This window comes from Streptomyces sp. NPDC026417 (assembly GCF_055567695.1).
Window position 1 is genome coordinate 121,509 of record NZ_JBVHPY010000007.1, and the last position, 14,830, is coordinate 136,338.

General features: G+C 71.2%; 14 protein-coding genes and 1 tRNA gene. 9 read left to right on the plus strand and 6 right to left on the minus strand.

Annotation, left to right across the window (positions count from 1 at the left end; all coding sequences use genetic code 11):
• Nucleotides 1–167: 167 nt before the first annotated feature.
• The 3 genes from pheA (at nucleotide 168) to ACZ4NT_RS13530 (ending at nucleotide 3,805) form a co-directional block, all read left to right on the plus strand.
• Nucleotides 168–1,100, plus strand: coding sequence for a prephenate dehydratase (pheA, locus tag ACZ4NT_RS13520; RefSeq protein WP_467725295.1), 933 nt, complete (start codon nucleotides 168–170; stop codon nucleotides 1,098–1,100).
• Nucleotides 1,101–1,715: 615 nt separating this feature from the next.
• Nucleotides 1,716–2,993 (plus strand): serine--tRNA ligase, encoded by a 1,278-nt coding sequence (serS, locus tag ACZ4NT_RS13525; RefSeq protein WP_121404938.1) that lies wholly within the window; start codon nucleotides 1,716–1,718, stop codon nucleotides 2,991–2,993.
• Nucleotides 2,990–3,805, plus strand: a complete 816-nt coding sequence (locus tag ACZ4NT_RS13530) for an HAD family hydrolase (RefSeq protein WP_121404939.1) — start codon at nucleotides 2,990–2,992, stop codon at nucleotides 3,803–3,805. Before serS ends, ACZ4NT_RS13530 begins: the two co-directional genes overlap by 4 nt.
• 80 nt (nucleotides 3,806–3,885) lie before the next feature.
• On the opposite strand, the gene ACZ4NT_RS13535 is transcribed toward ACZ4NT_RS13530, so the two are convergent.
• The 6 genes from ACZ4NT_RS13535 to ACZ4NT_RS13560 form a co-directional block, all read right to left on the minus strand.
• Nucleotides 3,886–3,971, minus strand: a tRNA-Ser gene (locus ACZ4NT_RS13535).
• Nucleotides 3,972–4,240: 269 nt separating this feature from the next.
• Complete coding sequence (locus tag ACZ4NT_RS13540; protein WP_121404940.1) at nucleotides 4,241–4,486, minus strand: SGM_3592 family protein; 246 nt, start codon at nucleotides 4,484–4,486, stop codon at nucleotides 4,241–4,243.
• Between the two features lie 104 nt (nucleotides 4,487–4,590).
• The gene (locus ACZ4NT_RS13545) at nucleotides 4,591–5,310 is read right to left on the minus strand and encodes an ABC transporter permease (RefSeq protein ID WP_121404941.1); all 720 of its coding nucleotides are present in this window, start codon (nucleotides 5,308–5,310) and stop codon (nucleotides 4,591–4,593) included.
• Between the two features lie 9 nt (nucleotides 5,311–5,319).
• On the minus strand, nucleotides 5,320–6,231 hold the full coding sequence (locus tag ACZ4NT_RS13550) for an ABC transporter ATP-binding protein (protein WP_121404942.1): 912 nt from the start codon (nucleotides 6,229–6,231) through the stop codon (nucleotides 5,320–5,322).
• Entirely contained in the window at nucleotides 6,228–7,133 is a 906-nt protein-coding gene (locus ACZ4NT_RS13555) for an ABC transporter permease (protein WP_467725298.1), read from the minus strand. Before ACZ4NT_RS13555 ends, ACZ4NT_RS13550 begins: the two co-directional genes overlap by 4 nt.
• Nucleotides 7,123–8,103 carry an ABC transporter ATP-binding protein gene (locus tag ACZ4NT_RS13560; RefSeq protein ID WP_121406320.1) on the minus strand — a complete coding sequence of 327 codons (981 nt, stop codon included), beginning with the start codon at nucleotides 8,101–8,103 and terminating at the stop codon, nucleotides 7,123–7,125. Before ACZ4NT_RS13560 ends, ACZ4NT_RS13555 begins: the two co-directional genes overlap by 11 nt.
• A gap of 266 nt (nucleotides 8,104–8,369) precedes the next feature.
• Between ACZ4NT_RS13560 and ACZ4NT_RS13565 the strand changes: the two genes are divergently transcribed.
• From ACZ4NT_RS13565 to ACZ4NT_RS13590, 6 genes are all read left to right on the plus strand, one after another.
• Nucleotides 8,370–9,224 carry a M24 family metallopeptidase gene (locus ACZ4NT_RS13565; RefSeq protein WP_467725300.1) on the plus strand — a complete coding sequence of 285 codons (855 nt, stop codon included), beginning with the start codon at nucleotides 8,370–8,372 and terminating at the stop codon, nucleotides 9,222–9,224.
• A 26-nt stretch (nucleotides 9,225–9,250) separates the two neighbouring features.
• The gene (locus ACZ4NT_RS13570; RefSeq protein ID WP_467725302.1) at nucleotides 9,251–11,014 is read left to right on the plus strand and encodes an SDR family oxidoreductase; all 1,764 of its coding nucleotides are present in this window, start codon (nucleotides 9,251–9,253) and stop codon (nucleotides 11,012–11,014) included.
• A 44-nt stretch (nucleotides 11,015–11,058) separates the two neighbouring features.
• On the plus strand, nucleotides 11,059–11,988 hold the full coding sequence (locus ACZ4NT_RS13575) for a metal-dependent hydrolase (protein WP_467725498.1): 930 nt from the start codon (nucleotides 11,059–11,061) through the stop codon (nucleotides 11,986–11,988).
• Nucleotides 11,989–12,089: 101 nt separating this feature from the next.
• On the plus strand, nucleotides 12,090–13,040 hold the full coding sequence (locus tag ACZ4NT_RS13580; protein ID WP_467725304.1) for a MerR family transcriptional regulator: 951 nt from the start codon (nucleotides 12,090–12,092) through the stop codon (nucleotides 13,038–13,040).
• 134 nt (nucleotides 13,041–13,174) lie between these two features.
• Nucleotides 13,175–13,723 (plus strand): RNA 2'-phosphotransferase, encoded by a 549-nt coding sequence (locus tag ACZ4NT_RS13585; protein ID WP_121404946.1) that lies wholly within the window; start codon nucleotides 13,175–13,177, stop codon nucleotides 13,721–13,723.
• Nucleotides 13,724–13,791: 68 nt separating this feature from the next.
• Nucleotides 13,792–14,703 (plus strand): LLM class flavin-dependent oxidoreductase, encoded by a 912-nt coding sequence (locus ACZ4NT_RS13590; RefSeq protein WP_467725306.1) that lies wholly within the window; start codon nucleotides 13,792–13,794, stop codon nucleotides 14,701–14,703.
• Nucleotides 14,704–14,830: the final 127 nt, after the last annotated feature.

The following is a 14,830-nucleotide window of genomic DNA, read 5'->3' on the forward strand; positions in this document are numbered from 1 at the left end:
CCGGATCGGACGGCGGCGGCCGAGGACATGCGGTGAACCGGACGGCAGCGGCCCCCGGACGGCTCGGAGCGGGTTCGACGGCAGCGGCCGCCGAGGACGTGGGGCGGGTGGGACGGTTGGTTCCAGAGGCGGGAGCCCGGCCGGTTCAGGCCCATTAGGGTGAGGTCATGCCAGCCAGCTACGCGTATCTCGGCCCCGAAGGCACCTTCACCGAAGTCGCCCTGCGCACGCTTCCGGAGGCCGCCACCCGGGAGCTCATCCCGATGGTCTCGGTCCCGGCCGCGCTCGACGCCGTCCGCAGCGGCGAGGCGGAGGCCGCGTTCGTGCCGATCGAGAACTCGGTGGAGGGCGGCATCACCACGACGCTCGACGAGCTGGTCGTGGGCACACCCCTGATGATCTACCGCGAGGTGCTCCTCTCGATCACCTTCGCGCTGCTGGTCAGGCCCGGCACGACGCTGTCCGGGATCAAGACCGTCACCGCGCACCCAGCCGCCCAGCCGCAGGTGCGCAACTGGATGAAGGCGCACCTCCCGGACGTGCTGTGGGAGTCCGCGGCCTCGAACGCGGACGGTGCCCGGCTGGTGCAGGAGGGCCGGTACGACGCCGCGTTCGCCGGCGAGTTCGCGGCGGCGACGTACGGTCTTGAGGCGCTGGAGACCGGCATCCACGACGCGGAGAACGCGCAGACGCGCTTCGTCCTGGTCGGCAGGCCCGCCCGCCCCGCGGCACCGACCGGTGCGGACAAGACGTCGGTGGTCATCTGGCAGCGCGACGACCACCCCGGCGCCCTGCTGGAGCTGCTCCAGGAGTTCGCGGTGCGCGGCGTCAACCTGATGCTTCTGCAGTCCCGTCCCACCGGCGAGGGCATCGGCAACTACTGCTTCGCCATCGACGCCGAGGGCCATGTCTCCGACAGCCGCGTGGGAGAGGCGCTCATGGGCCTCAAGCGGGTCTGTCCGCAGGTGCGCTTCCTCGGCTCGTACCCGCGTGCGGAGGTCGACCCCGCGGACGTCCGCGCTCCCCGGGCCGGCACGTCGGATCCCGAGTTCGCCGCGGCGTCCGACTGGCTGGCGCGCTGCCAGGACGGCCGCTTCTAGCCGGGCCGAGCCGCCCCGGCGGGCGGCTCCGGCTGGTCCTACCAGCCGATTTGCTTCGTCCACAGAAGTTATCCACAGGCGACCTTCTCGACCTGGGGACAAGTCGACAACGAAGCGTGACACGGTCGACAAATCGCCCTAGAGCCCACAAGAGTGTCCACAGCCCCGCAGGTCACCCTTCGTCCACCCGTTTCCATCGATCAATCCCTTAGGGCGAACCATTTCCACTCGAAAGTGGGTGGGGAGACGGTTTGACTTGGGAATTGTCCGTCCGGCATGCGGCTTTCGGAACGATCACTTCCGAAGTCCACAGATCTTCCGCACAGCCTGTGGATAACTTTCCGGAGTCCGGATTCCTGTGGACAACCGAGGCCCCAAGTCCCCGCTCCCGCACGGGAATCCGGTCAACCGCCCGGGGCCAGGCTGCCCCGTTTCAGGGAGTACGCCCGCTTTTATTGACGGCCCCGAAAGATCATTCACGGCGACGTCCGTCATCTTCGGAGATCATGCGCCGGACGCGCGGAATCCATGCGTCATTTCGCCCAAATCGCCGCATACCCGGCTAGCCGGAATATCGAGTCGTGAGCCGTCAGCGCACACCGGTAGCCTTGAGGGGTGATTGACCTTCGCCTGCTCCGTGAGGACCCCGACCGTGTGCGTGCGTCGCAGCGCGCCCGTGGAGAGGACGTCGCACTCGTCGACGCCCTCCTCTCCGCCGACGAGCGGCGCAGGTCGTCCGGCGTCCGCTTCGACGAGCTGCGTTCCGAGCAGAAGGCGCTCGGCAAGCTGATCCCCAAGGCCTCGGGCGACGAGAAGGCCGAGCTGCTCAAGAAGGCCGGCCAGCTGGCCGCCGACGTGAAGGCCGCCGACGCCGAGCAGCACGAGGCCGACGAGGAGACCAAGCGCCTCCTCCTCCAGCTGGGCAACCTCGTGCACCCCGACGTCCCGGTCGGCGGCGAGGAGGACTTCGTCGTCCTGGAGACCCACGGCACGATCCGCGACTTCGGCGCCGAGGGCTTCCAGCCGAAGGACCACCTGGAGCTCGGCGAGGCGCTCGGCGCCATCGACGTCGAGCGCGGCGCCAAGGTGTCGGGCTCGCGCTTCTACTACCTGACGGGTGTCGGCGCGCTGCTGGAGCTCGCCCTCGTCAACGCCGCGATCGCCCAGGCCACCGAGGCCGGCTTCGTCCCGATGCTGACCCCGGCGCTGGTCCGCCCGCGCGCCATGGAGGGCACCGGCTTCCTCGGCCAGGCCGCGGAGAACGTGTACCACCTGGAGAAGGACGACTACTACCTGGTCGGCACCTCCGAGGTCCCGCTCGCGGCTTACCACATGGACGAGATCATCGACGCCGACAAGCTGCCCCTGCGGTACGCCGGCTTCTCGCCGTGCTTCCGCCGCGAGGCCGGCACCTACGGCAAGGACACCCGCGGCATCTTCCGGGTGCACCAGTTCGACAAGGTCGAGATGTTCTCGTACGTCACGCCCGACGAGGCCGAGAGCGAGCACCGGCGGCTCCTGGACTGGGAGAAGCAGTGGCTGACCAGCCTCGAACTGCCCTTCCAGGTGATCGACGTCGCCACCGGCGACCTGGGCTCCTCGGCCTCGCGCAAGTTCGACTGCGAGGCGTGGATCCCGACCCAGGGCAAGTACCGCGAGCTGACCTCGGCGTCGAACTGCGACGGCTTCCAGGCCCGCCGCCTGTCCGTGCGGATGCGTGACGGCAAGAAGGTCCAGCCGCTCGCCACGCTGAACGGCACCCTGTGCGCCGTACCGCGCACGATCGTGGCGATCCTGGAGAACCACCAGCTGGAGGACGGCTCCGTGCGGGTGCCCGAGGTGCTGCGCCCCTACCTGGGCGGCCGTGAGGTCCTGGAGCCGATCTCCAAGTGAGCGACGCCAGCGGGCCGTTCCCCTACAAGCTCGTCGCGACCGACCTCGACGGGACGCTGCTGCGCCCCGACGACACGGTCTCGGAGCGGACGCGTGAAGCGCTCGCCGCGGTCACCGCGGCGGGTGCGGCGCACATCGTCGTCACCGGACGGGCGGTGCCCTGGACGCGGCACATCCTGGACGGGCTCGGCTACGACGGACTCGCGGTGTGCGGGCAGGGCGCGCAGGTCTACCACGCCGGGGAGCACCGCCTGCTGACCTCGGTGACGCTGGACCGGCAGCTGGCCGGGCTGGCCCTCGCCAAGATCGAGGCGGAGGTCGGGCCGCTGCTGCTGGCCGCGAGCCGCGACGGCCTCGACGGCGAGGTGCTCGTCGGCCCCGGTTACCGGGTGCAGGAAGGCCCGCTGCCCTACCTCCCGATCAAGGACGCCGGAGACCTCTGGTCGGCCCCGCTGAACAAGGTGTACGTCCAGCATCCGACCCTCTCCGACGACGCGCTCGCCGAGGTGGCCGGCCGCGTCGCCGGCGGTCTGGTCGGCGTCACCATGGCGGGCGCGGGCATTGTCGAGCTGCTCCCGCTCGGGCTCTCCAAGGCGACGGGGCTGTCCCTGGCGGCGCGCAGGCTGGGCCTGAAGGCCGCGGACACGATCGCCTTCGGTGACATGCCGAACGACGTCCCCATGTTCGCCTGGTCCGCGTACGGCGTGGCCATGGCCAACGCCCACGCGGAGCTCAAGGCCGTGGCCGACGAGGTGACGTCCTCGAACGAGGAGGACGGGATCGCGGTCGTGCTGGAGCGGTTGCTGGGGTAGGCCCCGCTCACCGCGGACCCCTCGCCGGTGGGTGACCGGCGGATCCGGTGGGCTCGCGGAGGGACGGATGATGCGTCGTGCGGAGGATGCGCGGATCGAACGCGCGCGGGGGTCGACCCCGACCACGGCTTAGCAAGCCGGTGCCTTACCTCTCGGCCAATCCTCCGGGTGGGCGGCCCGCGCGGAGAACGCGCGCTCGAAGCGGCCGCCCCGGGCAGTGCCGCGTGCGGAGCGGGCTCGACGGAGGTGATTACTCCGGAACCCGCCGCGGGCTGCCCTGCGGGGAACTCGACGGCATGCGCCTGAAGGACATCGTCGCGCTCCCTTCCCGGACTGCTGCGCCGGACCGAACCGGCGGCGTGGACAGGAACCACTGTGCCCGCGGGGCGACTTGGGCGCCACCGATTAAAGGGTGCGGGCGGACCGGAGCCGGGGTCACCCCTGCCGGCGGCGCCACCGGCGCCGGCGCCCCTTGCTGAAGAACCACCCCGCCGGCGGCTCGTCGGACCGCCAGGGCTGCGGATCGGGCCCCCCGTCGCGCCAGCGGGCGGCGAGCATCCGCGCCCGGGCCGAGGGCTCGGCCGTCTCCGCCGAGCGTATGAAGTCCTCGTCGAGCACCAGGTCGTCCCAGACGTCCTCGGGCCCCTCGCGGTCGTCGCCGTGCGGTTCCTCGACTGCCATCCCGTCCTCCCGGCCGAGCGTGCTCCCGCCCAGTGTGCCCGCGTGCGCGTGAAGCCCCTGTCAAGGCGGGAACGGGGCTCCACGCGCGCGTGGAGCCCCGTTCCTCACTCTTCCCCGGCCAGCTTCAGGGTCCGCAGTTTCTGTCCCGCGTACCAGGTGGCGAGGACCGTGACCGCGACCAGCAGCACCGTCGCGGTCGGCAGTCCCACGTCCGAGGTGACGAGGTCCCCGCCGGTGACCTTGTGGGCCACGGCGAGCGACCACTGCTGGACGCTGAGGGTGCGTGCCCCGGCGACGAGCGTGCCGAACAGGGCCTCCCAGACGAGTGCGTAGACCAGTCCGAAGACCACCGCGTGCCGGGTCACTGTCCCGAGGAGCAGGAACAGCGCCGCGTACGCGATCGAGGCGACCAGGGCGGCCACCGTGTAGGCGACCGCGATCTGCTGGCCGTTGCCGTTCAGGATCAGGCCCGCGACGAACGTCGGGACGGCGGAGAACACCATGGTGACGGCGACGGCGACGATCAGCTTGGTGAAGATGATCGTCGGCCGCTTCACCGGCTTGGCGAGCAGATAGACCACGGAGCCGTCGTCGATCTCGGGCCCGATCGCGCCCGTACCGGCGATCACGCCGATGATCGGCACCATCGTGGCGAGGGCGAATCCGCCGAGGACGTCGGCCGCGACCTGGTCGTCGGCGCCCGTCAGGGCCCGCACCACCGTGGCGATCACGATCAGCAGGACGGGCAGGGCACCCAGGATGAGGGCCCGGCGGCGGCCGAGCAGGCCCCGGTAGGTGAGCCGGGCGACTGTGGGGTCGTACATCTTGGCCTCCTACGCCGCGACGAGATACGAGAAGACGGATTCGAGGGACTCGTCGGACGGCGAGACCGTCAGCAGCCGGATGCCGTGCTCACGCGCCACTCTGGGCAGCAGCACGGTGAACCGGCCGAAGTCGACCGCCTGGATGCGCAGTGCGCCCTCGGCGAGGTCCACCTCGATGCCGGAGGTGGACGGATCGGCGATCAGTGCGGCGGCCAGGGCACGGTCGTCGCTGGAACGCACCAGGTAGCGGTGCGGTCGGTCGGTCATCAGCCGGCGGATGCGCCGGAAGTCGCCGCTGGCCGCGTGCCGTCCGGCGACGATCACCTCGATGTGTGCGGCGAGTTGCTCGACCTCTTCGAGGATGTGGGACGAGAAGAGCACGGTGCGGCCCTCGTCGCCCATCCGCCGCAGCAGGTCCATGAGCTGCATGCGCTGGCGCGGGTCCATCCCGTTGAAGGGCTCGTCGAGCAGCAGCAGGGAGGGGTCGTGGACGAGCGCGGACGCCATCTTCACCCGCTGCCGCATGCCCTTGGAGTACGTGGAGATCTTCCGATCCTGCGCGTACTCCATCTCGACGGTGGCGAGGGCCCGTTCGGCGGCCTTCCTGCCCAGGCCGTGCAACTCGGCGTTGGCGACGACGAATTCGCGGCCCGTGAGGAAGTCGTACATCGCCTCCCGCTCGGGGACGATGCCGATGTGCCGGTAGATGTCCTCGTTGCGCCAGACCGGCTGTCCGTCGAGGGTGACGCTTCCGGTGGAGGGGGCGAGGAAGCCGCCCATCATGTTGATGAGGGTGGACTTGCCGGCGCCGTTGGGGCCGAGCAGGCCGGTGACGCCGGGGCCGATCGTCATCGTGATGTCGTTGACGGCCACCACGTTGCCGAACCAGCGCGAGACGTGGTCGATGTTCAGCGTGGTCACAGTCCGACCTTTCGGTAGCGGCGCATCAGCAGGCCGTAGCAGCCGGCGATGAGGCCCAGGACGACGATGAGGAAGACGACGCCCTGCCCGGACGTCGGTCCCTCTCCGCCGGGGAAGGAGGAGGTCGCGCCGAGGAAGGCGGTCTGGACGCCGTCGATGAGCGTGACGGGCGAGAAGAGGCCGATCCAGGGCACGGCCGAGCCGCTGGACTGGGCGTCCGCGATGGCCTGGAGGGTGGAGACGGCGCCGTAGGAGATGGTCAGGACGGCGATCACGGCCGCGATGCCGAAGCCTCGGCGGGGCGTGACCGCGGAGACGACCAGGCCGATGCCGGCGAAGAGCAGCGAGAGGAGGGCCACGGACACCAGCCCCTGGGCGAATCCCCTCGTCTGGTCGGAGAAGTCGAGCTTGGCGAGCAGGGCGCCCACGTAGAGCACCAGCAGCGGCGCGGCCGTGAGGGCGAACATCGCCGAGGCGAGGGCCGCGTACTTGGCGCGTACGTAGTCGGCGGTCTCGATGGGGCGCGAGAAGTACAGCGGCACGGTCTTGAAGCGCAGGTCGCGCGAGACGGACTGCGGTGCCTGGGAGGCCACGTAGAGCCCGATGACGGCCTGCATCACGATGGCGTAGCGCGTGTAGTCGAGGGGCAGGTCCTTCGCCTTGGTGGCGACGGCGACCGCGACCATGATGAGTGCGGGGACGCACATCACCACGAAGAGCAGCATCGGCAGGACCTTGGACTTGACCGAGCGGCCGAGACCGTAGGCGCCGCGCAGGGACTGCGAGTACAGCGAGCGGCGGGCGTAGGCACGGCCGAGGCGGGGTCCGTCGTAGTCGCGGTAGCCGATGTTGTGGATCCGGGTCTGCTCGCCCTGCGGGGCGAGGGGCTGCTCAACCGCCATGGCCGACCGCCTCCTTCCGCGCTCCGTGCGCCTGCGCCTGCGTCTGCTCGTCGTGGAAGACCTCCGCGATGTGGTGCCTGCGCTGTTCCATGCGGACCAGGCCGAGCCCCAGGTCCGCGACGGCGTCGCGCACCAGGTCGTAGGTCTCCTCGCCCTCGGCGGTGAGCAGCAGGACGTGTCCGGCGCCGGGCAGCCCGCCGCCCTCGTGGGTCTCCACCCCGCGCGCGTGGAGCGCGTCGCGCAGCGTGCGGGTGCCGTCGGGGTGCTCGTCGGTGTCGGTGACCTCGACGGCGAGGGTCGTGGTGATCTGGGTGAAGTCCGTGGTCGAACTGGACCGCAGGAGCTTGCCGCCGTCGATCACCACGACGTGGTCGCAGGTGCGCTCCAGCTCGCCGAGCAGATGCGAGGTGACCAGGACGGAGATGCCGAAGTCGGTGTGGATGCGCCGGATCAGGCCGAGCATCTCGTCGCGGCCGACCGGGTCGAGCCCGTTGGTCGGCTCGTCCAGGAAGACCAGCTTGGGGTCGTGCACGAGAGCCTGCGCGAGCTTCACGCGCTGCTTCATGCCGGTCGAGTAGCCGCCGATGGGGCGATAGCGCTCTTCGTAGAGGCCGACGTGGCGCAGCGTGTCCGCGGTGCGCTCACGGGCGGCGGTGGGCGGGAGACCCGACATGCGCGCCATGTGGACGACGAACTCGGTGGCGGAGACGTCGGGGGGCAGGCAGTCGTGCTCGGGCATGTAGCCGACCCGCTCGCGGATCTCGGCGCCCTTGGTCACGACGTCGAGTCCGAGCACCTCGGCTCGGCCCTCGGTGGCGGGGGACAGACCCAGCAGGATCTTGATCAGTGTGGACTTGCCGGCTCCATTGGCTCCGACGAGTCCGGTCACACCGGGCCCGACGTCCACGGAGAGCCGGTCAAGCGCGGTCACCCGGGGGAACCGCTTGCTCAGGCTTTCGGTCACGATCACAGTCACGTCGTCGACGGTAGTGGCGCACGCCACACCGGTCGTCAGACCACGGAGCTGGATCGGCGTCAGCCTCCAGTCGTACGGGCCCGTAGGGGTCCCCCTGAAGTCGAACACGGCGGGCGCACCGCGGTCCCGGTTGTCCACATCGGCCCGGTTGTCCACAGGCTTCGCACCCGCCTATTGACGCAGCCTCCAACAATTGTCACATTCATCAGTGTCAAGTTACGGGCACGTAGCGCACAGCCGGACACGGGACGGACGGTGGCATGAGCTCTGCAGTGGCCCCCTCGGGGGCGGCCGAACTCCTCGCGGAACTGCGGGGGTTCAGAGAAGTGCAGCGCCTCGCGTACGAATGCGCGGAGGCGGTCGCGGCGCAGTTGAAGCCCGGCGTGACGGAGCGCGATGCGGCCCGCATGCAGCGCGACTGGCTGCGCGAGCGCGGGGTGCGGGACTGGTTCCACCTGCCCTTCGCCTGGTTCGGCGACCGCACGGCGTTCGTGAACTTCCGGATCCCGCTCCAGTTCTTCCCCACCGACCGCCGGCTGGAGCCGGGGATGCCGTTCATCCTCGACATGGCCCCGGTGCACCGGGGCTTCACGGCGGACATCGGCTACTCGGGCTCCCTCGGCCTGAACCCGCTGCAGGACCGGCTGATGGCCGACCTGGCGGCCCACCGGGAGCTGATCCTGCGCGAGGTGCGCGAGCGCCGGCCGCTGCGCGGGATCTACGAGGACGTGGACCGGCTCATGGTCCGCCAGGGCTATGCGAACCGGCATCGCGCCTACCCCTTCGGCGTGATCGCGCACAAGGTGGACCGGGTGAAGGAACGCCCCTTCTCACCCCGGCTGTTCGGCTTCGGCACCCAGGCCCTGAAGGGGCTGGCGAGCGACGCGCTGCGCGGCCACCGCGACGGCTGGTCGCCGCTGTGGTCGCCGTACCGCTTCTCCGACCACCCGCCGCAGCCGGGGCTGTGGGCGGTCGAGCCGCACCTCGGCTTCCGGGGTACGGGCGCCAAGTTCGAGGAGATCCTGGTCGTCACCGACTCGAAGGACCCCGAGCAGGGCGCGTTCTGGCTGGACGACGATCTGCCGCACGTGCGGCGCTGGGCGGAGGGCGTGTGATGGCCGCGCCGGACAGGGAGCTTTCGATGACGGGGCTGGACGGCGCGCGCGAGCGCCGGGTGCGGACGGGCGGGGTCGAGCTGTGCGTCGCCGAGCTGGGCGACGGGACCCGGCCCACGGTGGTGCTGGTGCACGGATATCCCGACTCCAAGGAGGTGTGGTCCGAGGTCGCGGTGCGCCTCGCGGAGCGCTTCCACGTGGTGCTCTACGACGTGCGCGGGCACGGCGGGTCGACGGCCCCGGAGCCCCTGCGCGGCGGATTCACGCTGGAGAAGCTGACCGACGACTTCCTGGCCGTGATCGACGCGGTGAGCCCCGGCCGGCCGGTGCACCTGGTGGGCCACGACTGGGGTTCGGTGCAGTCCTGGGAGTTCGTCACGGTCCCGCGCACCGAGGGCCGCATCGCCTCCTTCACCTCGATCTCCGGGCCCTCGCTCGACCACTTCGGGCACTGGATCAAGCAGCGCGCGAAGCGGCCCACCCCGCGCCGGGTCGGCCAGCTCCTCGGCCAGGGCGCCAAGTCCTGGTACGTGTACCTGCTGCACACGCCCGTCCTGCCCGAGCTCGCCTGGCGCGGGCCCCTGGGCAAACAGTGGCCCAGGATCCTCCAGCGGGTGGAGAAGGTGCCCGCCGACGGTTACCCGACCGCCTCGCTGCCGACGGACGCGGCCCACGGCGCCTGGCTGTACCGGGACAACGTCCGGGCACGGCTGAGCAGGCCGCGCGAGGACGCGTACGCACACGCGCCCGTGCAGCTCGTCACGCCCCTGGGTGACGCCTTTCTCTCCGAGCGGCTCTACGACGGGCTGGAGCAGTGGGCCCCGCGGCTGGTGCGCCGCACGCTCCCGGCCAAGCACTGGATCCCGCGCACCCGGCCCGACCGACTCGCCTCGTGGATCACGGACTTCGTCCAGGCAAACGAGGACGGGGTGCCTGCGCGCGACACGGTGGCCACCGGCAGGTACGCGCACCGGTTCGGCGGACAGCTCGTGCTGGTCACCGGTGCCGGCAGCGGCATCGGCCGGGCGACCGCCTACGCCTTCGCCGAGTCCGGCGCCAGGGTGGTGGCCGTCGACCGGGACGCCGAGGCCGCGGCCCGTACGGCGGAGATGGCCCGGCTGATCGGCTCCCCCGAGGCCTGGGCCGAGACGGTCGACGTCTCCGACGAGCAGGCGATGGAGAAGCTCGCCGAGAAGGTCGCGACCGAGTACGGCGTGGTGGACGTGCTGGTGAACAACGCGGGGATCGGACTCTCCGGTTCCTTCTTCGACACGACCGCGGACGACTGGCGCAAGGTCCTCGACGTCAACCTGTGGGGCGTGATCCACGGCTGCCGGCTCTTCGGGAAGCGGATGGCCGAGCGCGGTCAGGGCGGCCACATCGTCAACACCGCGTCGGCCGCGGCGTATCAGCCGTCCAAGGCGCTGCCCGCCTACAGCACCTCCAAGGCCGCGGTGCTGATGCTCAGCGAGTGCCTGCGCGCGGAACTCGCCGGCCAGGGCATCGGGGTCTCGGCGATCTGCCCCGGCTTCGTCAACACGAACATCACCTCGACCGCGCGCTTCGCCGGGGTCGACGCGACGGAGGAGAAGCGGCGCCAGAAGAGGACGGCCCGGCTCTACGGCCTGCGCAACTATCCGCCGGAGAAGGTGGCCGACGCGATCCTGCGCGCGGTGGTGCGCAATGAGGCGGTCGTCCCGGTCACGCCCGAGGCGCGCGGCGCGCACCTCATGTCGCGTTTCACCCCGCGGGCGCTGCGCGCGATCGCACGGCTGGAGCCGCCGCTGTGACCGACTCCCCACGCGGCCCGCTTCGTGGGTCCGCCCGCGGCCCCGTGCCCGCCGGCACGGGCGGCGGCGCGAGCGACGGGCAGCACGCGATCGCTCCGCGCCGGGTCGCCTTCGACTGGGAGCGGACCCCGCTGCACTGGATCCCGGACGAACCGACCGCGACGCACGTCATCAATGTGCTCCATCTGCTGCTGCCGGCGGGGGAGCGATGGTTCGTGAAGGTCTTCAAGGAGGCCCTCCCCCTGGTCGGTGATCCCGAACTCCTCAAGGACGTCAAGGGGTTCATGGGTCAGGAGGCGACCCACAGCGTGCAGCACGCGTACGTGCTGGATCATCTGGCGGCGCAGCACCTCGACACCGCCGCCTACACGAAGTACGTCGACTTCCTCTTCGAGAGGCTGCTCGGCGAGCGCCCGCCACCGGGAGTGCCGATACCGGCCCGGGAGTGGCTCCGGTTCCGGCTGTCGGTGATCGCCGCGATCGAGCAGTTCACCGCGGTCCTCGGCGACTGGGTGCTGGCGGCGCACGCGCTCGACCGCGCCGGGGCCGACGAGGTCATGCTGGACCTGCTGCGCTGGCACGGCGCGGAGGAGGTCGAGCACCGCGCGGTCGCCTTCGACATGTACCAGCACTGCGGCGGCCCGGGCCTGCCGCGGTACGCGCGCAGAGTGGCGGGCATGGCCGTCACGGCGCCGGTGATGCTCTACCTGTGGGGCTGGGGAGCCGCCTATCTCCTGCGCCACGATCCCCGGTTGGCCGGGCGTGCGCGTTATACGCTCGCCGCCCACAACCGGGCGGTGCGCAAGGGACTGCTCCCCGGCTGGAAGGCACTCGGCGCCGCCGTCCCCCGCTACCTGCGGCGGTCGTACCATCCCTCGCAGGAGGGCTCGCTGCGCGCGGCGGTGGAGTATCTGGCGCGCTCACCCGCGGCGCGTTCGGCGGCCGGGGCGATCGGGCGGGCGGCGTCGGCGTAGCGCGGCCCGCGCCGTGCGCGCGGCGGTGCGGGCCGGGAGACGACCGGGGGACGGACGCAGAAGCGGCGCCACGGGGAGGCGGCCGTACGGAAGGGAGCAGCGTGAGCGAGCACGGCGAGCCGGCCGGCGCCGCGTACCGGATCGAGGACCTGGCGCACCGCAGCGGTGCCACGGTCCGCACGATCCGCGCCTATCAGGACCGGGGGCTGCTCCCCCGCCCCGAGCGCCGCGGCCGCGCCAACGTCTACGCGGACGCCCACCTGACCCGGCTCCGGCAGATCGCCGACCTGCTGGACCGGGGCTACACGCTGGCCTCCATCAAGGAGCTGCTGGAGGCCTGGGACGCGGGCCGGGGGCTCGGCGGGGTGCTCGGACTCGTCGCGGAGGTCGACGGGCCGTGGACGGACGAGCAGGCGGTGCGGATCTCGCGGGCCGAGCTGGACGAGCGGTTCGGCGGTCGTCCCGACGATGCGGCCGTCGCCGACGCGGTCGAACTCGGCGTGCTGGAGCGCGTCCCGGGGGAGGACGACGTCTTTCTCGTGCCGAGCCCCCAAGAACTCTCCGTGGCCGTGGAGTTGTACGCGGCCGGGGTGCCGCTCTCCGCAATCGCAGGCCATCTGCGGGAGTTGAGGGGACAGGTGGAGCACATCGCTGCCCGCTTCCTGGAGTTCACCACCGAGCACGTCTTCGCCCGCTATCTCGGGGAACACCCGCCGACCGACGCCGAGGCGACGGAGGCGGCGTCGCTCGTCCGTCGGCTGCGGCCCCTGGCTCAGCAATCGGTGGACGCCGAACTGGCCCGCGCCATGCGCTTGTTCGCCACTCGCCACCTGAGCCACCACCTGGGTACCCGGAAGCCGGTGGAACGCCCGGTGGAGACGTGCGACGTGCCGATTCCGGCGGAGACAATGCGGCTCGTGCAGGCCCTGGTTGGACCCGGGCGCGCGGCGGCCTTCATCACCGCTGCCGCCGAACGCGAGGTGCAGAAAAGGACCTTGGACGGGCTGACAGCAAGTCATGCGCGGGACACGCGAGTTGCTGAACAACCGTAAATAGCACGGCCCTTGTCCACAGAATCGCCAATTCCCCTGTGGATAAGCCGACTTGGTTGTGGACCAAACCTCCCTTTCAAAATCAATCGCGTGATCAGCGTCTCACCAGGCACGCTGTCGGGATGAACGAAGCGATGGACGAAAGACGCACCGTGAAGGTGTCGAAGTACCTTTCCAGGCATCTGCGGCACCAGCCCGAGCGCATCGGCCTCACGCTCGGGGAGGGCGGCTGGGTCGAGATCGGGACCCTGATCGCCGCCGCGGCCGCGCACGGCTTCCCCATCAGCCGCGCCGAGCTCGATCACGTGGTCGCCACCAACGACAAACGGCGCTTCGCGGTCGAGGGCACCCGGATCCGCGCCAGCCAGGGCCACTCCGTCGAGGTCGACCTCGGACTGCCCCCGGCGACTCCGCCGGCGTACCTCTACCACGGCACGGTGGCCGGCAGCCTGGACGCGATCCGCGCCGAGGGGCTCCGGCCCATGAACCGGCACGACGTGCACCTCTCCGCGGACCGCGAGACGGCGACCCGCGTCGGCGCCCGACGGGGCCGCCCGGTCGTCCTGTCCGTGGACGCCGCCGCCATGCACCGCGACGGTCACGTCTTCCACGTCAGCGCGAACGGGGTCTGGCTCACGGCCGCCGTACCACCGCGCTATCTGCGCTTTCCCGCACCCCGCTGACCGGCGGGAGCGGGCTCGTCGCCGGCCCGCGGCCGCCACCGGCGGGTGGCTCCGCTTAGGCTCGATGCATGAGTCTGCGTCTGAGCACCGTGATCCTTCCGTACCTCCGCTGGCACGAGGGCGGCCGTTCGGCCTGGCAGCGCGCAGAGCAACTCGGCTTCCACACCGCCTTCACCTACGACCACCTGTCCTGGCGGACCTTCCGGGACGGCCCGTGGTTCGGCGCCGTACCCACCCTGACCGCCGCCGCCGCCGTCACCGACCGCCTCCGGCTCGGCACGCTCGTCACCTCGCCGAACTTCCGGCACCCGGTGACGCTCGCCAAGGAACTGATCTCCCTCGACGACGTCTCGAACGGCCGGATCACCCTCGGCGTCGGCGCGGGCGGTACCGGCTTCGACGCCACCGCCCTGGGCCAGGAACCCTGGACCCCGCGTGAGCGGGCCGACAGGTTCGGCGAGTTCGTGCCGCTGCTCGACCGGCTCCTCACCGAGGGCGGCACGGACGGGGTCAGCCACGAGGGCACGTTCTACTCCGCGCACGAGGCCCGGAACATTCCCGGATGCGTCCAGCGCCCCCGGCTGCCCTTCGCGGTGGCCGCCACCGGACCGCGCGGCCTGAAGCTCGCCGCCCGGTACGGCCAGGCCTGGGTGACGACCGGCGACCCCAAGCTGTACGAGACGGGCACCTCCGAACAGTCGATTCAAGCCATTCGCGGACAGATCGAGAAGCTGGGCGCCGCCTGCTCGGAGATCGGCCGCGACGTGTCCGGGCTCGACAAGCTCCTGCTCACCGGATTCACCCCGGACCGCGGACGCCCGCTGGAGTCCCTCGACGCGTTCGTCGACTTCGCGGGCCGGCACATGGAGCTGGGATTCACCGACCTCGCGATCCACTGGCCCATCCCCGACTCGGACTTCGCGGCCGACGCGAAGGTCTTCGAGCGGATCGCCCTGGAAGCCCCGGCGCAGCTCGGGTGACCCCGGGGGGGGGGGGGGGGGGGGGGGGGGGGGCCCACCCCGGTAGGGCTGTTTTTTGGCCCCTCCCACGGGGGTGGGGGCTGCGGGGTGTTCGTCACCCAGAGAAAAGGGAGGGGGATGCTGGGTT

Bases quoted from the DNA above. Each gene is read 5' to 3' on its own strand.
- pheA (WP_467725295.1), top strand. From the start codon at position 168: ATGCCAGCCAGCTACGCGTATCTCGGCCCCGAAGGCACCTTCACCGAA.
- ACZ4NT_RS13540 (WP_121404940.1), bottom strand. From the start codon at position 4,486: ATGGCAGTCGAGGAACCGCACGGCGACGACCGCGAGGGGCCCGAGGAC.
- ACZ4NT_RS13545 (WP_121404941.1), bottom strand. From the start codon at position 5,310: ATGTACGACCCCACAGTCGCCCGGCTCACCTACCGGGGCCTGCTCGGC.
- ACZ4NT_RS13555 (WP_467725298.1), bottom strand. From the start codon at position 7,133: ATGGCGGTTGAGCAGCCCCTCGCCCCGCAGGGCGAGCAGACCCGGATC.
- ACZ4NT_RS13565 (WP_467725300.1), top strand. From the start codon at position 8,370: ATGAGCTCTGCAGTGGCCCCCTCGGGGGCGGCCGAACTCCTCGCGGAA.
- ACZ4NT_RS13570 (WP_467725302.1), top strand. From the start codon at position 9,251: ATGACGGGGCTGGACGGCGCGCGCGAGCGCCGGGTGCGGACGGGCGGG.
- ACZ4NT_RS13585 (WP_121404946.1), top strand. From the start codon at position 13,175: ATGGACGAAAGACGCACCGTGAAGGTGTCGAAGTACCTTTCCAGGCAT.
- ACZ4NT_RS13590 (WP_467725306.1), top strand. From the start codon at position 13,792: ATGAGTCTGCGTCTGAGCACCGTGATCCTTCCGTACCTCCGCTGGCAC.